Annotated in this window: 16 protein-coding genes; 4 read left to right on the top strand and 12 right to left on the bottom strand. The window is 66.0% G+C overall.

Going from position 1 to position 19,292, the window contains the following annotated elements; translation table 11 throughout:
* Positions 1–53: 53 nt before the first annotated feature.
* Together GFK26_RS24055 and GFK26_RS24050 are read left to right on the top strand one after the other, a co-directional pair.
* A complete protein-coding gene (locus tag GFK26_RS24055) occupies positions 54–449 on the top strand; it encodes an ATP-binding protein (RefSeq protein WP_119556624.1) in 396 nt (131 codons plus the stop codon).
* A gap of 103 nt (positions 450–552) precedes the next feature.
* Positions 553–1,230 carry a hypothetical protein gene (locus GFK26_RS24050; protein WP_153284189.1) on the top strand — a complete coding sequence of 226 codons (678 nt, stop codon included), beginning with the start codon at positions 553–555 and terminating at the stop codon, positions 1,228–1,230.
* Between the two features lie 14 nt (positions 1,231–1,244).
* Here GFK26_RS24050 and GFK26_RS24045 read toward each other — a convergent pair whose 3' ends face one another.
* The 12 genes from GFK26_RS24045 to GFK26_RS23990 all read right to left on the bottom strand — a co-directional run bounded on the left by GFK26_RS24045 (position 1,245) and on the right by GFK26_RS23990 (position 17,551).
* Positions 1,245–2,162 (bottom strand): DMT family transporter, encoded by a 918-nt coding sequence (locus GFK26_RS24045; RefSeq protein ID WP_153284188.1) that lies wholly within the window; start codon positions 2,160–2,162, stop codon positions 1,245–1,247.
* 16 nt (positions 2,163–2,178) lie between these two features.
* Positions 2,179–4,017 carry a translational GTPase TypA gene (gene typA, locus GFK26_RS24040; RefSeq protein ID WP_153284187.1) on the bottom strand — a complete coding sequence of 613 codons (1,839 nt, stop codon included), beginning with the start codon at positions 4,015–4,017 and terminating at the stop codon, positions 2,179–2,181.
* Positions 4,014–4,970: a tRNA pseudouridine(55) synthase TruB gene (gene truB, locus GFK26_RS24035; protein WP_153284186.1), complete on the bottom strand. Its 957-nt coding sequence runs from the start codon at positions 4,968–4,970 to the stop codon at positions 4,014–4,016. The genes typA and truB overlap by 4 nt, the downstream gene beginning before the upstream one ends.
* 2 nt (positions 4,971–4,972) lie before the next feature.
* Entirely contained in the window at positions 4,973–5,344 is a 372-nt protein-coding gene (gene rbfA / locus GFK26_RS24030) for a 30S ribosome-binding factor RbfA (RefSeq protein ID WP_101491678.1), read from the bottom strand.
* A gap of 117 nt (positions 5,345–5,461) precedes the next feature.
* Positions 5,462–8,452: a translation initiation factor IF-2 gene (gene infB / locus GFK26_RS24025; protein ID WP_153284185.1), complete on the bottom strand. Its 2,991-nt coding sequence runs from the start codon at positions 8,450–8,452 to the stop codon at positions 5,462–5,464.
* Between the two features lie 23 nt (positions 8,453–8,475).
* Positions 8,476–9,960 (bottom strand): transcription termination factor NusA, encoded by a 1,485-nt coding sequence (nusA, locus tag GFK26_RS24020; RefSeq protein ID WP_153284184.1) that lies wholly within the window; start codon positions 9,958–9,960, stop codon positions 8,476–8,478.
* 17 nt (positions 9,961–9,977) lie between these two features.
* Complete coding sequence (gene rimP, locus GFK26_RS24015; protein WP_153284183.1) at positions 9,978–10,607, bottom strand: ribosome maturation factor RimP; 630 nt, start codon at positions 10,605–10,607, stop codon at positions 9,978–9,980.
* Between the two features lie 188 nt (positions 10,608–10,795).
* Positions 10,796–12,001 (bottom strand): YbfB/YjiJ family MFS transporter, encoded by a 1,206-nt coding sequence (locus tag GFK26_RS24010; RefSeq protein ID WP_153284182.1) that lies wholly within the window; start codon positions 11,999–12,001, stop codon positions 10,796–10,798.
* Positions 12,002–12,021: 20 nt separating this feature from the next.
* Complete coding sequence (locus GFK26_RS24005) at positions 12,022–13,653, bottom strand: ABC transporter ATP-binding protein (protein ID WP_416222573.1); 1,632 nt, start codon at positions 13,651–13,653, stop codon at positions 12,022–12,024.
* 5 nt (positions 13,654–13,658) lie between these two features.
* Positions 13,659–14,702 (bottom strand): ABC transporter permease, encoded by a 1,044-nt coding sequence (locus GFK26_RS24000; protein ID WP_153284180.1) that lies wholly within the window; start codon positions 14,700–14,702, stop codon positions 13,659–13,661.
* Positions 14,695–15,708, bottom strand: coding sequence for a microcin C ABC transporter permease YejB (locus tag GFK26_RS23995; protein ID WP_062479827.1), 1,014 nt, complete (start codon positions 15,706–15,708; stop codon positions 14,695–14,697). The genes GFK26_RS24000 and GFK26_RS23995 overlap by 8 nt, the downstream gene beginning before the upstream one ends.
* A 10-nt stretch (positions 15,709–15,718) precedes the next feature.
* Entirely contained in the window at positions 15,719–17,551 is a 1,833-nt protein-coding gene (locus GFK26_RS23990) for an extracellular solute-binding protein (RefSeq protein WP_153284179.1), read from the bottom strand.
* 37 nt (positions 17,552–17,588) lie between these two features.
* Between GFK26_RS23990 and fabI the strand changes: the two genes are divergently transcribed.
* Together fabI and GFK26_RS23980 are read left to right on the top strand one after the other, a co-directional pair.
* The gene (gene fabI, locus GFK26_RS23985; protein ID WP_101491685.1) at positions 17,589–18,371 is read left to right on the top strand and encodes an enoyl-ACP reductase FabI; all 783 of its coding nucleotides are present in this window, start codon (positions 17,589–17,591) and stop codon (positions 18,369–18,371) included.
* Positions 18,372–18,425: 54 nt separating this feature from the next.
* Positions 18,426–19,274: a DNA ligase gene (locus tag GFK26_RS23980; protein WP_153284178.1), complete on the top strand. Its 849-nt coding sequence runs from the start codon at positions 18,426–18,428 to the stop codon at positions 19,272–19,274.
* Positions 19,275–19,292 lie beyond the last annotated feature (18 nt).

Here is a 19,292-nt window from a genome sequence, read left to right as displayed (position 1 = left end):
GCATTCACCTGGCTTGTTTTCGCGATTGATTTTTCAACTGAAGGAGAAACTGCATGAAATTGCTCAGCGCCTCGATCCTCGCAGCGGCCCTGCTCGCCGGCTGCGGTGGCATGTCCACCAAGACCGCTGGAGCGCCCGACACGCCCACCCGCACCGCCGACGGCGTGCTGGTCGGCCCGAACGGCATGACGCTCTACACCTTCGCCCGTGACACCGCCAACGCCGGCACCTCGGCCTGCAACGGCCAATGCGCCACCAACTGGCCGCCGCTCGGCGTGGCCGATGCCGCCAAGCCGATGGGCGGCTACACCATCGTCGTGCGTGAAGACGGCAAGAAACAGTGGGCCTACAAGGGCTGGCCGCTGTACTACTGGGCCAAGGACACCAAGGCCGGTGACAAGACCGGCGACGGCGTGGCCAACGGCGCCTGGAAGGTCGCCCGTCCCTGATGCCGCTGAAGTGATGGCGTCGGTCTGAACCGGCGCTTTCAGCGACCCAAGCCTCGGCATCCGCCGGGGCTTTTTTCATGGGCACCCACGGCAGAATGGCCCGATGACTTTTGCCGACACCCACCCGGATGCCTTCCAGGCGCTCTTGTCCCACGGCCTCATCACTGACGCGCAGCACGATGCCGCGCTCGCGCACCCCGAGGCCCCCGCCCTGCCGCCGATTCCCGGCCCCGCGCATGCACTGGCCTGGATGCGCCTCAAGAACCTGATCACCGAGGAAGAAGTCGATGCCGCCGTGGACCGCATCGAAGCCGCGTCGCCCGCCGACGCAGCGTTCACCGACGCGGAAGACATCGCCTGGGACGCGGAGGACCTGCTGGAGATCGGCACGACCGGCATCACGCACGAGGCCGTGGTCGCGCTGTTCAACGAAGGACTGATCGACACCGAGACCCGCGACCTGGCGCTGAGTGCCGCGCCCCTCACCGGCGCGCCCGCCGCCCTGGGGCCCGCGCTGGGCTGGCTGGTGACCGACGGTCTGCTCGATACGGAACCGTTCGAGGCGCTCCGCGCCCGTGTCGCCGCCGAGCCAGCCTTTGCGACGGCAGCCGACCATCGGCGCATCCTCGACGAGGCTCAGGCGATCGTCGCCGCCGACGAGCAGGAGACCGCCGACATGCTCAAAGAGTTCGCGCGCAGCCAACAAGCCAGCTGGCGCAATTTCGGAATGATCGTGGTGGCCGTCGTGATCGTGATCGGCTGGTACCTCTTCGGTCGCTGAGGGCCAGCGGAGGGTCAGTGCGCGCCCGGCAGCGCGCTGTCCGCCAGTGTGGTGCGGCGCCCGCGCAGCGCGAGCAGCTCGTTGAACACCAGCGCCCCGATCACCAGCACGCCGCCCGTCAGCACGCTGGCCGCGGGCGTTTCGCCCGCGCCGAGCCAGGCCAATGCGATGCCGAAGATCACCTCGAGCAATGCCAGCAGCGCCACCTCGGGCGCCTTGAGAACCTGCGCGCACAGCACCGAGAGCACGCAGGGAATCGCCAGCTGAAAGACACCGAGGAAGGCCAGCAGCCCCAGGTCATGCAGGCCGGCGCGGAACGGCCAGGCCAGCGGCAAAGTGACGAGCGCGGAAATGGTGGCGCCAATCAGCACCGCGGGCACGAGGTCGACCTCCTGCCCCTTGGCGTGCGCATGCTGGACCACGGTCCATTGCGTCGCGCCCGCCAGCGGCACGCACAGCGCCACCAGCGTGCCGGCGAGCGACCCGCCGCCACCGCCCAGCAGCTGCGTGCCGTACATCCAGCCGATGCCCAGCCCGGCGACCACGATGGCTGCCCAGGTGCGTGCGGGCAGCTTGTGCCCGATGAAGAGACGCGCAGCGAGCGCGGTGAAGAGCGGCCCGAGCGACATCGTGACCAGCACGCTCGCGGTGGAGGTGAGGGTCAGCGCCACCATGAAGGCCGTGAACATCACGGCCCAGCAGACGCCCGAGATCCAGAGCGACTGCCCGCCTCGGCGAAGCTGCGAGAACACCGCGCGCCCCCGCCAAAGCGGCAAGATCACCAGCAGCGCCAGCATCGTGAAGAAGCTGCGCCAGAAGGTGATCTCGAAACTGTGGGCCTGCGCGAGGTGCCGTGTGACGACGCCCGCCGTGCCCCACATGAGGGTCACGACGGCCATCAGCCCGACTGCGGCGCCGTGCGTCAGGCGCATGGCCGATCGAAGGCGATCAGCCGTTCGACGTGTCGCGGCCGGCGCGCTTGCGGTCGCTTTCCTTCAGGAAACGCTTGCGCAGGCGCACGCTCTTGGGCGTGATTTCGACCAGCTCGTCGTCCTCGATGAACTCGACGCCGTATTCCAGCGTGAGGTCGATCGGGGGCGTGATCTTGATCGCGTCTTCCTTGCCGCTCACGCGGAAGTTGGTCAGCTGCTTGGTGCGCGTGGCGTTCACCACGAGGTCGTTGTCGCGGCTGTGGATGCCGACGATCATGCCTTCGTACACCGGATCGTTCGCCTTCACGAACATGCGGCCGCGGTCGTCCAGCTTGCCCAGCGCGTAGGTGAAGATTTCACCGTCGTCCATCGAGATCAGCACGCCGTTCTTGCGGCTGCCGATCTCGCCCTTGTGGGCTTCGTAGCTGTCGAAGATGTTGCTGATGAGGCCCGAGCCGCGCGTCAGATTCAGGAATTCGTTCGTGAAGCCGATCAGGCCACGCGCCGGAATGCGGTACTCCAGGCGCACGCGGCCGCGGCCGTCCGGTTCCATGTTGACCAGCTCGCCCTTGCGCTCGCCCAATGCCTGCATCACGCCGCCCTGGTGGGTTTCCTCGATGTCGGCCGTGACCAATTCGATGGGCTCGTGCTTCTCGCCGTTCACGGTGCGGAACACCACGCGCGGCTTCGACACGGCCATTTCATAGCCTTCGCGGCGCATGTTTTCCAGCAGGATGGTCAGGTGCAGTTCGCCGCGGCCCATGACTTCGAAGATGCCTTCTTCGTCGGTCTCGCTCACGCGCAGTGCCACGTTGTGCTGCAGCTCCTTTTGCAGGCGGTCCCAGATCTGGCGGCTGGTGACGAACTTGCCTTCGCGGCCAGCCAGCGGGCTGGTGTTCACGCAGAAGTTCATGGTCAGGGTCGGTTCGTCGACCTTGAGCATGGGCAGCGGCGCAGGCTTGTCCTTGTCGGTCACGGTGACGCCGATGCCGATGTCGGTGATGCCGTTGATCAGCACGATTTCGCCGGGGCCGGCTTCGGTCGATTGCACGCGGTCCAGGCCCTGGAAGGTCAGCACCTGGTTGACGCGGCCCTTGACGGTCTTGCCGTCCGGACCTTCCATGACCAGCACGTCGGTCATGGGACGCAGCGTGCCCTGGCTGATGCGGCCCACGCCGATGCGGCCGACGAAGGTCGAGAAGTCGAGCGCGGAAATCTGCAGCTGCAGCGGCGCGTTCGGGTCACCCTTTTGCGACGGCACGTGCTTCAGGATGGTGTTGAACAGGGCCGACATGTCGGGGCCCCACTGCTCACCGGCTGCGCCTTCTTCGAGCGACGACCAGCCGTTGATGCCCGAGGCGTACACCACGGGGAAGTCGAGCTGTTCGTCGGTCGCGCCGAGCTTGTCGAACAGATCGAAAGCGGCGTTGACGACCTTGTCGGGGTTGGCACCCGGCTTGTCGACCTTGTTCACGACCAGGATCGGCTTCAGGCCCAGGGCCAGTGCCTTCTTGGTCACGAAACGCGTCTGGGGCATCGGGCCTTCCTGCGCGTCGATCAGCAGCACCACGCCGTCGACCATCGACAGCGCGCGTTCCACTTCACCGCCGAAGTCCGCGTGGCCCGGGGTGTCGACGATGTTGATGTGCGTGCCTTCCCAGGTCACGGCGCAGTTCTTGGCCAGGATCGTGATGCCACGTTCCTTTTCGATGGCGTTGTTGTCCATCACCGTGTCGACGACCTTCTCGTGTTCGGCGAAGGTGCCCGACTGGCGCAGCAGCTGGTCGACCATGGTGGTCTTGCCATGGTCCACGTGGGCAATGATGGCGATATTGCGGATTTGCTTGGTACTCATGGTGTCGCTTCGGTCTGTGGTGCGTTCAAAAGAATTTGCTGAATTTCGATGGGGTTCAGCAAGCGCCCCGGGATCAGTTCGCCGGCGCTCACATGGGCGGTGCCCAGGAACGCCTGCGGGTCGGTGCCGAACACGGCCACCGCTTCGGCATCGGCCCAGCCGCCGCGGCGGCGCAGGCCCGAAAGAAAACGTGCCGCATCTTCGGCGGCGAGCGTGACGCGGCTGTGGCCCTCGACCAGCGCTTCGGCAGGCAACAGGCGTGCCAGGCGCTCGTCTTCGGTCATGGCCTCGAGCGCCTCGATCGTGACGCACTGCGCCTCGCCGAAACCGCCGGTGGCCGTGCGGCGCAGGAAGCTCAGGTGCACGCCGCAGCCCAATGCCTCGCCGATGTCCTCGCCCAGGGTGCGAATGTAGGTGCCCTTGCTCACGCTCGCAACAATGCGGATGCTTGTGTCGTCCAGCCGCGTCAGCGCGAGCTTGTAGATGACGACATCGCGCGGCGCGCGCTCGATCTCGATGCCTTCGCGTGCGTACTCGTACAGCGCCTTGCCGTCTTTCTTGAGCGCACTGTGCATCGGCGGCACCTGACGGATCGGGCCGGTGAATTGGGCCTCGACGCGGGCCAGGTCTTCTGGCGACACCTGCACCGGGCGTTCGGCGATCACCTCGCCTTCGGCGTCACCGGTGGACGTCTTGACGCCCAGGCGCGCAATCGCCTCGTACGTCTTGTCGGCGTCGAGGTGGAGTTGACTGAATTTGGTGGCGGCGCCGAAACAAAGCGGCAGCACGCCTGTGGCGAGCGGATCGAGCGTGCCGGTGTGGCCCGCTTTTTCGGCGCGCAGCAACCACTTGGCCTTTTGCAAGGCCTGGTTGCTGGAAAAACCCAGCGGCTTGTCGAGCAGCAACACCCCATGCACAGGGCGCCGCTGCACCCGTGTGCGTGGCGCGTTCATCGCTATTCGTCTTTCGAGCGCGAAGCAACGGCCTGTGCGATGAGCGCATTCATGTCGGCCGCGCGCTCGGTGGTGCGGTCGAACAGGAAGTGCAGCGTCGGCACGGTGTGGATGTGCAGGCGCTTGAACAGGCCGTTGCGCAGGAAGCCTGCGGCCTGGTTCAGCGCTTCCGTGGTCTCGGCCACATCGCCTGTGAGCAGGCTGAAGAAGATCTTCGCATGCGCATAGTCGGGCGTGACCTCGACCGCCTGGATCGTGACCATGCCCACGCGCGGGTCCTTCAACTCGCGCGCGATCAGTTCCGTCAGATCGCGCTGGATCTGATCGGCGACCTTGAAGGCACGGTTGGGTGCGGCTGCTTTTCTTTTGGGCATTTGATCAATCACTAGCGTCGCGAGATCGGGCTCAGTGCAAGGCGCGCCGTCGCAGACAGTACTTCAGTACGGCAAGACGGCTGCAACGCGGCAATGAGCTCGATATCGCGGCGCGCGTCACAACGTACGCGCAATCTCCTTGATTTCGAAGAACTCGAGCTGATCGCCTTCCTTGATGTCGTTGTAGTTCTTGAGCTTGATACCGCACTCAAAACCTTCGCGGACTTCGCGGACATCGTCCTTCATGCGCTTGATCGAATCGACTTCGCCGGTGTAGATCACCACGTTGTCGCGCAGCAGGCGGAAATGCGCGCTGCGGTTGACCGAGCCCGAAGTGACGTACGAGCCGGCCACGGTGCCGATCTTCGAGGCCACGAACACCGTGCGGATCTCGGCCGAGCCGATGATCTCTTCGCGGCGCTCCGGTGCCAGCATGCCCGACATCGCGACCTTGATCTCGTCGACGGCGTCGTAAATGATGCTGTAGTAGTTCAGCTGCACGCCGTTGCCTTCGGCCAGCTTGCGCGCACCGGAATCGGCCCGCACATTGAAGCCGATGACCACAGCCTTCGACGCGATCGCGAGGTTGATGTCGCTTTCGCTGATGCCGCCGACGCCGGCGTACACGATCTGCACCTTGACTTCTTCGGTCGCCAGCTTGAGCAGCGACTGGGCCAGTGCTTCCTGCGAGCCCTGCACGTCGGCCTTGATGATGATGCGCAGCGTCTGCACTTCACCCGCCGACAGGTCGGTGAACATGTTCTGCAGGTTCGCGGCTTGCGCCTTCGCCAGCTTCGTGTTGCGGAACTTGCCGGCACGGTAGGTGGCGATTTCGCGCGCACGGCGCTCGTCGGCCATCACCATGAACTCGTCGCCCGCTTGCGGCACTTCGGTCAGACCCTGGATTTCGACCGGGATCGACGGACCCGCCGACTTGGTGGCCTTGCCGTCTTCGTCCAGCATGGCGCGCACGCGGCCATAGGTCGAACCGGCCAGCACCACGTCGCCGGTCTTGAGCGTGCCGGACTGCACCAGCACCGTCGCGACCGGGCCGCGGCCCTTGTCGAGCTGCGCTTCGATGACCAGGCCCTTGGCGGCGGCTTCGACCGGCGCCTTGAGTTCCAGCACTTCGGCCTGCAACAGCACCTGCTCGAGCAGGTCGTCGATGCCTTGGCCCGTCTTGGCGGACACGGGCACGAACGGCACGTCGCCGCCGTACTCTTCAGGCACGACTTCTTCGGCCACCAGTTCCTGCTTCACGCGGTCCAGGTTGGCGTCGGGCTTGTCCACCTTGTTGATCGCAACCACGATCGGCACACCGGCCGCTTTCGCGTGCTTGATGGCTTCCTTGGTCTGGGGCATGACGCCGTCGTCGGCCGCCACCACCAGGATCACGATGTCGGTGGCCTGCGCACCGCGGGCACGCATGGCGGTGAACGCCTCGTGACCCGGGGTGTCGAGGAACGACACCATGCCGCGTTCGGTTTCGACGTGGTACGCACCGATGTGCTGCGTGATGCCACCGGCTTCGCCCGCAGCGACCTTGGCGCGGCGGATGTAGTCCAGCAGCGAGGTCTTGCCGTGGTCGACGTGACCCATGACGGTCACGACCGGTGCGCGCGGCAGGGCTTCGGCCTGTTGCGCCGACACGTCCTCGTCGGTGAAGGCTTCCGGGTCGTCCAGCGCGGCAACCACCGCGTTGTGGCCCATTTCCTCCACGATGATCATCGCGGTGTCCTGGTCGAGCGACTGGTTGATGGTCGCCATCATGCCCAGCTTCATCAGCTGCTTGATGACTTCCTGTGCCTTCACGGCCATCTTGTGCGCGAGCTCGGCGACCGTGATGGTCTCGGGCACGTGCACTTCCAGAATGCGCGCCTCGACCGGTGCGGCCGGTGCGTGCTGCTCGTCGTGACCGCCACGGTCGTTGCCGCGACGGCCGCGCGGGCCTCCGCGCCAGTTGCCGCGACCGACACCGCCGCTGGCATCGCCACGGGTCTTGATTTCCTTCTTCTTGGCAGGATCGCCGGCCCAGCTCGACGAGAGCTTGGCGGACTTGACTTCCTTGCCTGCACCGGCTGCGCCGGGTGCTGCCGCTGCGCCTGCCGCGGCAGGCGCGCCAGGACGTGCGGGCGGCGTGGCCGGCTTGTGCAGCGTGCCCTTGACCGCCGACTTTTCGGGTTGCGGCTTCTCGGGCGCCTTGTGCGGCACCAGCACGCGGGCCGGTGCGTTCATCATGGCGCGGATGGCCTCGGCTTCGGCGAGGGCCTTGCGGCGACGCTCGTCGAGGTCCTTGGCGCGGGCAGCCTCTTCGTCGGCACGGGCCTTCGATTCAGCAGCGGCCTTGGCCTTGGCGTCTTCCTTGGCCTGGTTCGCAGCGTTTTGCGCGGCCAGCTTCGTGTCGGCAGCCTGCTTTTCAGCGGCGGCAGCGGTTTCCGCGGCAGCGGCGGCGGCGGCAACGGCGGCCGGCGCGGCGGGGGCAGCCACCGGCTGCTTCGCAGCTTCCTTGGCGGACGCAGCAGCGGCTTCAGCGGCCTTCTTCTCGGCGTTGAGACGTGCAGCTTCCTGCTCGGCCTGCTCTGCGCGCTCGGCCTTCTCGGCCTGCTCGCGTTCGCGGGCTTCGGTTTCTTCGCGCTGTCGACGCTTCTCGGCCAGCTCTTCTTCCTGGCGGCGGATCAGCTCGGCCTGGCGGCGTGCGTCTTCCTCGCGACGGGCCAGTTCGGCTTCGTCGATCTGAGGTGCGCTCGGTGCCGCCGACGTTTCGGCCGCCTGCTGCTGCGAGCTCTCGGCCGTGGCCGGGTGACCCTCATCACGCTGGATGAAGGTGCGCTTCTTGCGCACCTCGACCTGGATGGTGCGGGCGCGGCCGGTGGCATCGGCCTGCTTGATCTCGCTGGTCGACTTCTTGGTCAGCGTGATCTTCTTGCGCTCCGGCTCGGCCGTGCCGTGGCTGGCCTTCAGGAAACCGAGCAAGCGCTGCTTGTCGGCCTCCGTGAGTGCATCGGTGGCGGCCGCTTTGGGCACGCCTGCGCTCTTGAGCTGGTCAAGCAAGGTTTCGGGAGTCTTCTTGAGCTCGTTCGCGAACTCGGCGACAGTGGTACTGGACATATTGCTTTCGTGCCTCCATACCGTCACTCTTGGCCGGCGAACCAATGTTCGCGGGCTTTCAAGATGAGGGCTTTGGCGTCATCGGCGCTCAGGCCGGTGATTTCGGTGAGTTCATCGACCGCGAGGTCGGCCAGGTCGTCACGGGTGTTCACACCCGCTTCAGCCAGCTGCGGAATCAGGTCGGGATTGAGGCCTTCGAGGTCGCGCAGGTTCTGCGAAACGGTCTCGACACCTTCTTCCTTGGCGATTTCCATGGTCAGCAGCGCATCCTTTGCACGGGCGCGCAGCTCATTGATGGTGTCTTCGTCGAAGGCCTCGATCTCAAGCATCTCGGAAATCGGCACGTAGGCCACTTCTTCGAGGCTGTTGAAACCTTCCGAAATCAGGATGTCGGCGATTTCCTCGTCGACATCGAGCTTTTCCATGAAGAGCTTGCGGCTGGCATCGGTCTCGACGGCCTGCTTCTGGGCCGACTCGTTCGCGTCCATGATGTTGATCTTCCAACCGGTGAGGTCGGAAGCCAGGCGCACGTTCTGGCCGCCGCGGCCGATGGCGATGGCGAGGTTTTCCTCGTCGACCACCACGTCCATGGCGTGCTTTTCTTCGTCGACCACGATCGACGAGACGTTTGCGGGTGCCAGGGCGCCGATCACGAACTGGGCCGGGTCTTCGCTCCACAGCACGATGTCCACGCGCTCGCCGGCGAGTTCGTTCGTGACGGCGTTGACGCGGGTGCCGCGCACGCCGACGCAGGTGCCGATCGGGTCGACACGCTTGTCATGCGAGAGCACGGCGATCTTGGCGCGCGAACCGGGGTCGCGGGCGCAGCTCTTGATTTCGAGCAGGCCTTGCTCGATCTCGGGCACTTCCTGGCGGAACAGCTCGATCATGAACTCGGGGGCCGAGCGCGACAGGATGATCGGCGCGCCGCGCAGCGTCAGGTCGACCTCCATGATCATGGCCCGCACGCGGTCGCCATTGCGCAGGTTTTCCTTGGCGATCATCTCGCTGCGGCGCAGGCGGCCTTCGACGCGCCCGGCTTCCACGATGATGTCGCCCTTGTCCAGGCGCTTGACGGTGCCCACGAAGATCTTGTCGCCGCGCGACATGAAGTCGTTGAGCAGCATCTCGCGCTCGGCGTCGCGAATCTTCTGCAGGATCACCTGCTTGGCAGCCATGGCGCCGATGCGGCCGATCGGCACCGAGTCCACCGCTTCCTCGATGTACTCGCCGACTTCGATATCGGACATCTCTTCCTTGGCCTCGAAGAGCAGGATCTCCTGGTCGGGCAGCTGCAGGCCGGCTTCGTCGGGAACGACGTGCCAACGACGGAAAGTTTCGTAGTCGCCGCTGTCGCGATCGACTGCCACGCGGATATCCACATCACCCTGATGGAGCTTCTTGGTGGCTTGCGCCAGTGCGGATTCGACCGCGCCGAAGACCACGTCGCGCTCGACGTTCTTCTCGCGCGAGATCGCATCCACCAACATCAACATTTCGCGATTCATGCCACCACTCCTCTTGTTCAGTCCGGAACACTCGTTCCGTCGTCAATATCCGAAAAACCCGGTTGGGTTTTGGCCTTGCGGCCCTTGAAATCCACAATCGGCGCGAGCCGCGCATCACGCAGCTCGTCCAATACGAAGCCCAGCGCATGCAACGGTGCAGGCGCGCGCTTCTTGCTCACTTTTTGACCGGGCTTGACCTTGGCCTCGTCGCTCCAGACGACCTGCCAGCCCGAACCGCTCTCCGCACGCTCCAGCGTGCCGCGAAACTTCTTGCGCGTGGCCGACACCTGGCCCGCCGCGGCAGCGCCCATGGGCGCCTTGAGGGTGACGTCGATCACCGCACCCACGAATCGCTCGAAATCCTGTTCATTGCGCAAGGGTCGGTCGATACCGGGCGAGGAGACCTCGAGCCGCTTGTAATCGACCGCATCGACTTCCAGCGCGAATTGCAGCTGGCGCGTCACCTTTTCGCAGTCTTCCACCGTCACGAAGGGCTCGGGCGTGCCGGCCGCCACAGCTTCCGAGGTGGGGGGCGTCCAGGGCAAATCAATCGTCACGCGCAGCAATCCACCGGCCGAGCGCTCGACCTCGACCAGGTCGTAGCCGAGACCGGCCACGGTTTGTTCTACTGTTTGCTGCAATGCCACGTGTTTGAAAGCGCCTTCTGAATCAATGCCCAAGCCGCAGCACCCGCCCACCACGGATGCCACGACGCCAAATAATTGCTGCTTGAGAATGCATAGACCAAAAAAAACGGGCGGTTGGTACCCGCCCGTTTGGTCGTGAGCCTCGAATTATATGCTATTCGCGTGCATAAATGAAGGGCATCCGCTATTCAAACGGCCAACGGGCGCCTGTATTTCGACCAGACCACGGCAAACAGCACCGCACCCAGCGCCAATGCGGCGGCAGCCACCAGCAAAGGCAGCTCGAAAGAGCCGGTGCGCTGGGCCAGTGGCGCCGCAAACAGCGGCCCTATGATCTGCCCCACCCCGTAGGACGCCGTGGCATAGCCGATCAGCCCCGCTGCGGCATTGCCGCGCAGCCGGCGCGCCTCCCGCATGGCGAAAAGTGTGATGGCGGTGAAAGGCATGCCGAGCAACAGGCTACCCACTGCAAAACCTGCAATGGTCGGCCAGACCACCGAAAACACGACGCCGAGCGCCTGCAACGCATAGGCGGCGGCCAGCAGCAACCTGTTGTCCCAATGCACCGGGGCGCGGGCGCCGATCAATGCACCCGGAATGATGGCTGCCCCGAACAACGGCCAGAAGAAATCCGGCCACGGCGATCCGGGCAATGCCTGCCGGGCGATCACTGGCAGAAAGGTGGCAGTAATGATGTAACCAAAGCCTGCCAGTCCATAGAGAGCGACCAGCCAGATCGCATCGCTGCGCGCCAAGGCCGATCCGGCGGCGCCAGCGGCCGCGACCGGGACGGCAGCCGCCCCGCCGGTCGCCGTTGCCACCCGCTCGCCATCGTCGAACACCCGCCAGATCACGGCAATCAGCACCACGGCCAACAGACCGAGGCCAATCCAGCCCGCCTCCGACCCCCAGCGGCCCAGCGCCCCGCCAAGCAAGCCCGTCATGGCGATCCCGATGCCCGGGCCGGTGTAGATCACACCGGCCAGCATGGGCGAATTCGTCTCAGCCAGCCGGCGCAGCCCCCAGCCCGAAGCGAACACGAAGACCCAGGCGCTCATCACCCCGGCCGCTGCGCGCAGCACGCCCCATCCGATGAAGCTGTGCAGCAGCCCCATGCCCACCAGCAGCGCCGCCGTGGCCAGCAGGCCGCCGCGCACCATGCTCGACGCCTTGATGCCGATGGCCGCGCAACTGACCGCACCGAAGAAATAGCCCAGGTAATTCAGAGAGGCCAATAGCCCACCGCCGGCCAGCTCGAGTTTTCCCTCGCTCAGCATGATGGGCAGCATGGGCGTGAAGGCAAAGCGCCCCAGGCCCATGGCCACTGCCAGCGTGACCATGCAGGCCAGCGCCGCGCGCCAGGCGCCGCGCCGGCCGTGTCCGATTCCCGACATTGCGTGCGATCTCCGTGTTTTTATTCCAGCAGCGCCGCGGCCACCAGCTTTTGCGTGTAGGGATGCTCGGGGGCGTCGAGGACGCGCAGGGCCGGTCCGGATTCGAGGATCGCGCCGTCCTTCATCACGATCACCTGGTGCGCCATCGCGCGGATCACCTCGACGTCGTGCGTGATCAGCAGGTAGCTCAGCCCTCGTTCGCGCTGCAGCCGCTGCAGCAGGCCGAGCACCTGCTTTTGGATGGTCACGTCGAGTGCGCTCGTGGGCTCGTCGAGCACCAGCAACCGCGGATCGACGATGAGCGCCCGGGCGATCGCCAGCCGCTGGCGCTGCCCGCCCGAGAACTCGTGCGGATAGCGGTCGAGCAGCGCGGGAAACTGCGCCTCGCTCAAACCCACATCGGCCAGCGCCGCGAGCGCGCGCGCCCTGCGGGCGGCGGTGTCGAGCTCGGGCGCATGCACGCGCAGCCCCTCGCCCACGATCTGCTCCACCGTCATGCGCGGCGAGAGCGACGAGAACGGGTCCTGGAACACCACCTGCATCGTGCGGCGCAGCGCGAGGTCGGAGGCGCGGTCCACCGCCCAGCCCTTCCCCGTCACCTGCAGCTCGCCCTGGTGCTTGAGCAGGCCCAACGCGGCCAGCGCCAGCGTCGACTTGCCCGAGCCCGATTCGCCGACCACGCCCAGCGTCTCGCCCGGCGCAATCCGGAAATCAGCGCCCTGCACGGCGACGAACTCGCCCTTGCGGAACCAGCCCGCAAAACCGGGGCGCGACACCGGATAGCTCACGCGCAGCGCCCGCGCTTCGAGCACCGGCGGCGCTGCGCCGTCAACGGCGGCTTCGGCCACGTCGCGCGATGGATGGCTGTCGATCAGCTTGCGGGTGTACGCGTGTTGCGGCGCCTCGAACACCGTATCGACCGGGCCGTGCTCGACGATGTGGCCGCGCTCCATCACCGCCACGCGATCGGCGAAACGGCGCACCAAATTCAGGTCGTGGGTGATGAGCAGCACGGCCATGCCGTATTTGCGCTGCAGGTCGGCCAGCAGTTCGAGGATCTGCGCGCGCACCGTGACGTCGAGCGCCGTGGTCGGCTCGTCGGCCAGCAGCAGGCGCGGCTTGCAGGCCAGCGCCATCGCGATCATGGCGCGCTGGCGCTGCCCGCCCGAGAGCTGGTGCGGGAACGCCCTCGCCCGCCGCGCCGGTTCGGGAATGCCGGTGTCGGCCAGCAGCTGCACGGCCGCCTCTTGCGCGGCGCGGGCCGACAGCCCTTCGTGCAGTTCGAGCACCTCGGCGATCTGATCGCCCACGGTGTACAGCGCATTGAGCGCGGTCATCGGCTCCTGGAAGATCATCGCGATCTCCTTGCCGCGGATGCCGCGCAGTTCGCGCTCCGGAATCGACAGCAGGTCGCGCGCACCGTGCTGGTCTTGCGAACCCGACAGGGTCGCCACGCCGGCGAGATCGGCGTTCTGCACCAACCGCAGCAGCGAGAGTGCCGTGACGGTCTTGCCCGAGCCCGACTCGCCGACCAGCGCGAGCTTTTCGCCCGCCGCGATCTGCAGGTCGATGCTGTGCACCACCGGCTTGCCGCCGAACGAGACGCTCAGTCCCTTCACGTCGAGCAGGGGTTTGTTGTTCGTGTCGCGCATCGTCGTCATTTGTCGGCCTTCCGCGGGTCGAGCGCATCGCGCAGCGCGTCGCCCATGAAGGTCAGCAGCATCAGCGTGACGACCAGCACGCAGAAGGTGGACAGCGAAATCCACCAAGCGTCGATGTTCCCCTTGCCCTGGCTCAGCAGTTCGCCGAGCGACGGCGTGCCGGGCGGAACGCCGAGCCCGAGGAAGTCGAGCGAGGTCAGCGCGAGGATGGCCGCGCTCATGCGGAACGGCAGGAAGGTGACGACCGGCACCATGCTGTTGGGCAGGATGTGGCGCCACATGATCTGCAGGTTGCCCACGCCGAGCGCCCGTGCGGCGCGCACGTAATCCATCTGGCGATTGCGCAGGAACTCGGCGCGCACGTAGTCCGACAGTCCCATCCAGCCGAACAGGCTCAGCAAGATCAAGAGCAGCGACACGCTGGGCGTGAAGATCGCGCTGAAGATGATCAGCAGGTACAGCTCGGGCATCGCGCTCCAGATCTCGATGAGGCGCTGGAAGGTCAGGTCGATCTTGCCGCCGAAGAAGCCCTGCACGGCACCGGTCGCGATGCCCAGCACCACGCCGACCACCGTGAGCGCCAGCGCGAACAGCACGCTCACGCGAAAGCCGTAGATCAGCTGGGCCAGCAGGTCGCGCCCGCGCTCGTCGGTGCCGAGCAGGTTCTCATGCGAGGGCGCAGCCGGGTTCGGTGGCTTCGAGAAGTAGTTGAGCGTGGCCGGGCCGTAGCGATTGGGCGCATACAGCGCCCAGTTGTCGCCCTGGGTGATGCGCTGCTCGATGAAGGGGTCGAGGTAGTCGGCGGGCGTTTCGAAGTCGCCGCCGAAGGTCTTCTCGGAATAGTCGCGCAGCACAGGGAAATAGGTCTGGCCTTCATAGCGCACCACCAGCGGCCTGTCGGTGGAGAGCACGTCGGCGAACAGGCTCAGCACCACCAGCGTCGAGAAGACGACGAGGCTCCAGAACCCCAGCGGGTTGCGGCGAAAACGGCGCCAGGCACGGCGCCCGGGGCTCACGGACACGGCGGCGGCTTCAGTCAAACTTCACCCTCGGATCGACCCAGACGTAGCAAAGATCGGAAATGAGCTTGGTCACCAGCCCGATCAGCGTGAACAAGTAAAGCGTGCCCAGAAACACCGGGTAGTCGCGCCGCAGCACGCTCTCGTAGCTGAGCAGGCCCATGCCGTCGAGCGAGAACAGCGTCTCGATGAGCAGCGCGCCCGAGAAGAAGGCGCCGATGAACGCCGTCGGAAAGCCCGTGATGATCGGGATCAGCGCGTTGCGGAACACGTGCTTCCACAGCACCTGCCGCTCGGCCAGCCCCTTGGCGCGCGCCGTCAGCACGTACTGCTTGCGGATCTCCTCGAGGAAGGAGTTCTTGGTGAGCATCGCGGTGATCGCGAAGCTGCCCAGCACCATGGCCGTCACCGGCAAGGTGATGTGCCACAGGTAATCGACAATGCGGGCGCCCCAGCTCAAAGACTCCCAGTTCGGCGAGGTCAGCCCCCGCAGCGGAAACCACTGCAGCTGACCGCCGAAAATCACCAGCAGCGCCACGCCCAGCACAAAGCCCGGAATGGCGTAGCCGACGAGCACCAGCAGCGTCGTGAAGAAGTCGAAGCGCGAGCCCGCGCGCACCGCCTTGGCCACCCCCAGCGGCACCGCGATGAGGTAGCTGATGAAGAAGGTCCACAGCCCCAGGCTGATCGACACCGGCAGCTTCTCCTTGATGAGCTGCCACACGTCCTTGCTCTGGAAGAAGCTCTTGCCCAGGTCGAAGCGCGCGAACTGCTTGAGCATCTGCCAGAAGCGCTCGGGGGCCGGCTTGTCGAAGCCGTAGAGCGCCTTGATCTCGGCCACCTGCTTGGCGTCGAGCGTGCGGCCGGTGGGGCCGCCGGAGATGCGGTTCTCTTTGTTGGTGAGTTGCGAAAGCAGTTGCTCGGCCGGACCGCCCGGCACGAACTGCACGATGGCGAAGTTGAGCAACAGCACGCCGAACAGCGTGGGAACGATCAGCAGGAGGCGTCGGATCAGGTAGGCGGCCATGGGTGTTCTTTTACTTGGCGCTCGGGTCGATCCACCACATCGTCAGCATCGCCGAGCCTGCCAGCAGGCGCTGCGGCAGGGGCGCGTCCGGTCGGCGCAGCTTGCGCTTGTGGGCAATGAAATACTGCTTGCCGTAGTACATCGGGGTCACGTAGTGCTGGTGGAGCAGGTAGCGGTCCAGCAGCCGCGCGGCCGCTGCGAGCGAGGCGCGGTCATGGCTGTTGACGATCACCTCGACGATCTCGTCGACCACCGGATCGCTGATGCCGCTCAGATTCTGGCTGCCCTTCTCGCTCGCCGATTTCGAGCCGAAGTCGTCGTACAGCTCGTTGCCGGGGCTCGATGAGCCGCCCACGAGGCTGATGGCCATGTCGAAGTCGAAGTCATCCAGCTTCTTTTTCAAAAGGCTCGGATCGCGCAGGCGGTACTCCAGCCGGATGCCCAGCTTGCCGAGGTTGCGCGCATACGGCGCCAGCACCACGTTGGAGCTGCGGTCGGCAATGTCGATGGTGATCACGAACGGCGTGCCGGCCTTGTCGCGCAGCGCGCCGTCGCGGTAGGTCCAGCCGGCCTCCTTCAGCAGTTCTTGCGCCTTCACGAGGTTGCGCCGCAGGCCATCGGCGGTGTCGCCGCTGCTGTCGGGACGCGGCAGTTCGCCCTGGGTGTTGTCGATGTAGCGCTGTTTGGTCTTGAGCTTGTCGATCAGCGCCTGCTCCTCGGGGCTGACCGTGGGCTGGGCCATGAGGTCGTTGCTGTTCTGGAAGTAGCTCTGCGTGCGCCCGCGGCGTCCGTAGAACAGGTGGGCGTTGAGCCAGTCGAAATCGAAGGCCAGCGCCAGCGCCCTGCGCACACGCATATCGGCGAAGCGGGGCTGCCGCAGGTTGGGCGCCAGGCCCTGCATGCCAGTGAAGCGGCGGTGATCGATCTCTTCCTTGACCAGCTCGCCGGAGTCGAAGCGGCGTCCCTTGTAGCGACGCACCCACGCGATGATCGAGCGCTCCTCCATCGCGTCGAGCGCGCCGGCCTTGAGCGATTCTTCCTCGCCGAGCGAGTCCTTGAAGTACTGGTACGACACCGTGTCGTAGTTGAACATCCCCTTGCGCACCGGCAGGTTGGCGGCCCAGTAGTCCGGGCGCCGGCGGTACGAGATGAACTTGCCGTAGTCGACCTTGTCCACCGCGTAAGGCCCGCTCGCGATCGGCGGCTCGGTCACGATCTGGTCGAAGGGCTTGCCCTTGCCCCAGGCGCTGGAGAACACCGGCAGTCCGCCGATGATCATGTGCAGTTCGGCGTTCTGGCGCACGAAGTCGAAGCGGATGGTGCGCTCGCCTGTCACCACGGCCTCCTTGATGTCGGCCCAATACGAGCGGAAGGTCGGCCCGGCCGCCTTGCTGCGCAGGGTGTCGAAGGAGTACTTCACGTCTTTCGCGAGCACCGGCGAGCCGTCGGAAAACCGCGCCTTGGGATTCAGCCGGAACGTGACGCTGAGGCGGTCGGGCGCCAGCTGGATGTCTTCGGCCAGCAGGCCGTACTGCGAGAAAGGCTCGTCCTCGCTCGGCGTGGTCAGCGAGTCGAAGAGCAGGCCGTACTCCGAGAACACGAAGCCGTTGGCGCTGTAGCCCATGCCCACCGGGGGCACGCCGCGCAAGGTGAAGGGGTTGAGCTTGTCGAAGCCGCCGGCGGCCGACAACGTGAGGTCGCCGCCCTTCGGCGCGTTGGGATTCACGTAGTCGAAATGCGTGAACGACGCCGGGTACTTGGGTTCGTAACCCATGCCCAGTCCGTGCGCTGCCCACGAGGGCAGCGCCAGGAGCGCCAACATCCAGAGCAGCCAACCTCGCATGCGAGAATTCTGCCCAAGATTTTCACGAGGCAACTTCATGGGCTTTCTTTCCGGCAAGAAACTGTTGATCACCGGTGTGTTGAGCAATCGCTCCATTGCATATGGCATTGCCAAGGCCTGTCACGACCAGGGCGCGGAACTCGCCTTCAGTTATGTCGGCGAGCGATTCAAGGACCGTATCACCGAATATGCCGCAGACTTCGGCTCGAAACTCATTTTTGACTGCGACGTGAGCGACGACGCGCAGATCGACAAGCTCTTTGCCGACCTCGCCCAGACCTGGCCCACCTTCGACGGCTTCGTGCACAGCATCGGTTTCGCCACGCGCGAGTCGATCTCCGGCGACTTCCTGGACGGCCTCTCGCGCGAAGGCTTCAAGATCGCGCACGACATCAGTGCGTACAGCTTCCCGGCCATGGCCAAGGCGGCCCTGCCCTACCTCAACGACAAGTCGGCCCTGCTCACGCTGACCTACCTGGGCGCCGCGCGCGCGCTGCCCAACTACAACACCATGGGCCTGGCCAAGGCTTCGCTCGAAGCCTCGGTGCGCTACACCGCCGCGTCGCTCGGACCGAAGGGCATGCGCGTGAACGGCATCAGCGCCGGCCCGATCAAGACGCTCGCCGCCAGCGGCATCAAGGGCTTCGGCAAGATGCTCGCGGCCGTGGCCGACGCGTCGCCCATCGGCCGCAACGTGACCATCGAGGAAGTCGGCAACGTGGCCGCCTTCCTGCTGAGCGACCTCGCCAGCGGCGTGACCGCCGAGATCACCTATGTCGACGGCGGCTTCAGCAACGTGGTCGGAGGCATGGCGGAGTAATTCGCACCCTCGGGCGCACGGCGCCCACCCACGCTCCACTCCAGCGCACTCACCGTGTTGAACCGACGCTCCCTTCTCCTGTTCGCGGGACTGGGCACGGCCCTTTTCGGCCATGCCACCTTCGCGGGCGCGGCCGCGCCCGCCCTGATGCTGGCCGAGGTGTACCGCCCCGGCATGTCGCTCGCGGGCTACTGGGTCAGCGAGAAGTTCGACGGCCTGCGTGGCTACTGGGACGGCCAGAAACTCTGGACCCGCGGCGGCGAGCCCGTCGTGGCGCCCATCTGGTTCACCGCCTCGCTGCCCAAGCAGCCGCTCGACGGCGAACTGTGGGCGGGGCGCGGTCGCTTCAATCACGCGCTGTCGACCGTGCGCAGCCAGACGCCCAACGATGCCGCCTGGCAGGAAATCCGTTTCATGGTGTTCGACCTGCCGGCCCAGGGCGGCGACTTCAACACCCGCCTTGCCGTGCTACGCAAGCTGCTGCCGATCACCGATGCCCCGTGGGTCATGGCCGTGCCGCAGCAGCCCGCGACCACGCACGAAGAGCTGCAGGCGCTGCTCGACAAGACCGTGAAGATGGGTGGCGAAGGCCTGATGCTGCACCGGGGCGCGTCGATGTACCGCGGCGAGCGCAACAACGACCTGCTCAAGGTCAAGCCCTTTGAAGACGCCGAGGCCCGCGTCGTTGCGCACCTGCCCGGCAAAGGCAAACACCAGGGCCGGCTCGGCGCGTTGATGGTCGAGATGCCCGGCGGCCTGCGCTTCCGCCTCGGCACCGGCCTGACCGACGCCGAACGCGACCACCCGCCGCCGATCGGCAGCCTGGTGACCTACCGCTACAACGGCACGCACCCGAGCGGGCTGCCGAAGTTCGCGCGCTTCATGCGGATACGCGAAAGCTAGAACTTCGCGCACCGCGCG

This window comes from Variovorax paradoxus (genome assembly GCF_009498455.1).
GTDB lineage: Bacteria > Pseudomonadota > Gammaproteobacteria > Burkholderiales > Burkholderiaceae_C > Variovorax > Variovorax paradoxus_H.
The sequence above is the reverse complement of the archived record's forward strand: the minus strand, read 5'-3'. Positions and strand labels throughout refer to the sequence as shown.

Coding starts and splice junctions, on each gene's coding strand:
- GFK26_RS24055 (WP_119556624.1), top strand. CDS start 54: ATGAAATTGCTCAGCGCCTCGATCCTCGCAGCGGCCCTGCTCGCCGGC.
- GFK26_RS24050 (WP_153284189.1), top strand. CDS start 553: ATGACTTTTGCCGACACCCACCCGGATGCCTTCCAGGCGCTCTTGTCC.
- GFK26_RS24045 (WP_153284188.1), bottom strand. CDS start 2,162: ATGCGCCTGACGCACGGCGCCGCAGTCGGGCTGATGGCCGTCGTGACC.
- typA (WP_153284187.1), bottom strand. CDS start 4,017: ATGAGTACCAAGCAAATCCGCAATATCGCCATCATTGCCCACGTGGAC.
- truB (WP_153284186.1), bottom strand. CDS start 4,970: ATGAACGCGCCACGCACACGGGTGCAGCGGCGCCCTGTGCATGGGGTG.
- rbfA (WP_101491678.1), bottom strand. CDS start 5,344: ATGCCCAAAAGAAAAGCAGCCGCACCCAACCGTGCCTTCAAGGTCGCC.
- infB (WP_153284185.1), bottom strand. CDS start 8,452: ATGTCCAGTACCACTGTCGCCGAGTTCGCGAACGAGCTCAAGAAGACT.
- nusA (WP_153284184.1), bottom strand. CDS start 9,960: ATGAATCGCGAAATGTTGATGTTGGTGGATGCGATCTCGCGCGAGAAG.
- GFK26_RS24010 (WP_153284182.1), bottom strand. CDS start 12,001: ATGTCGGGAATCGGACACGGCCGGCGCGGCGCCTGGCGCGCGGCGCTG.
- GFK26_RS24005 (WP_416222573.1), bottom strand. CDS start 13,653: ATGCGCGACACGAACAACAAACCCCTGCTCGACGTGAAGGGACTGAGC.
- GFK26_RS23995 (WP_062479827.1), bottom strand. CDS start 15,708: ATGGCCGCCTACCTGATCCGACGCCTCCTGCTGATCGTTCCCACGCTG.
- GFK26_RS23990 (WP_153284179.1), bottom strand. CDS start 17,551: ATGCGAGGTTGGCTGCTCTGGATGTTGGCGCTCCTGGCGCTGCCCTCG.
- fabI (WP_101491685.1), top strand. CDS start 17,589: ATGGGCTTTCTTTCCGGCAAGAAACTGTTGATCACCGGTGTGTTGAGC.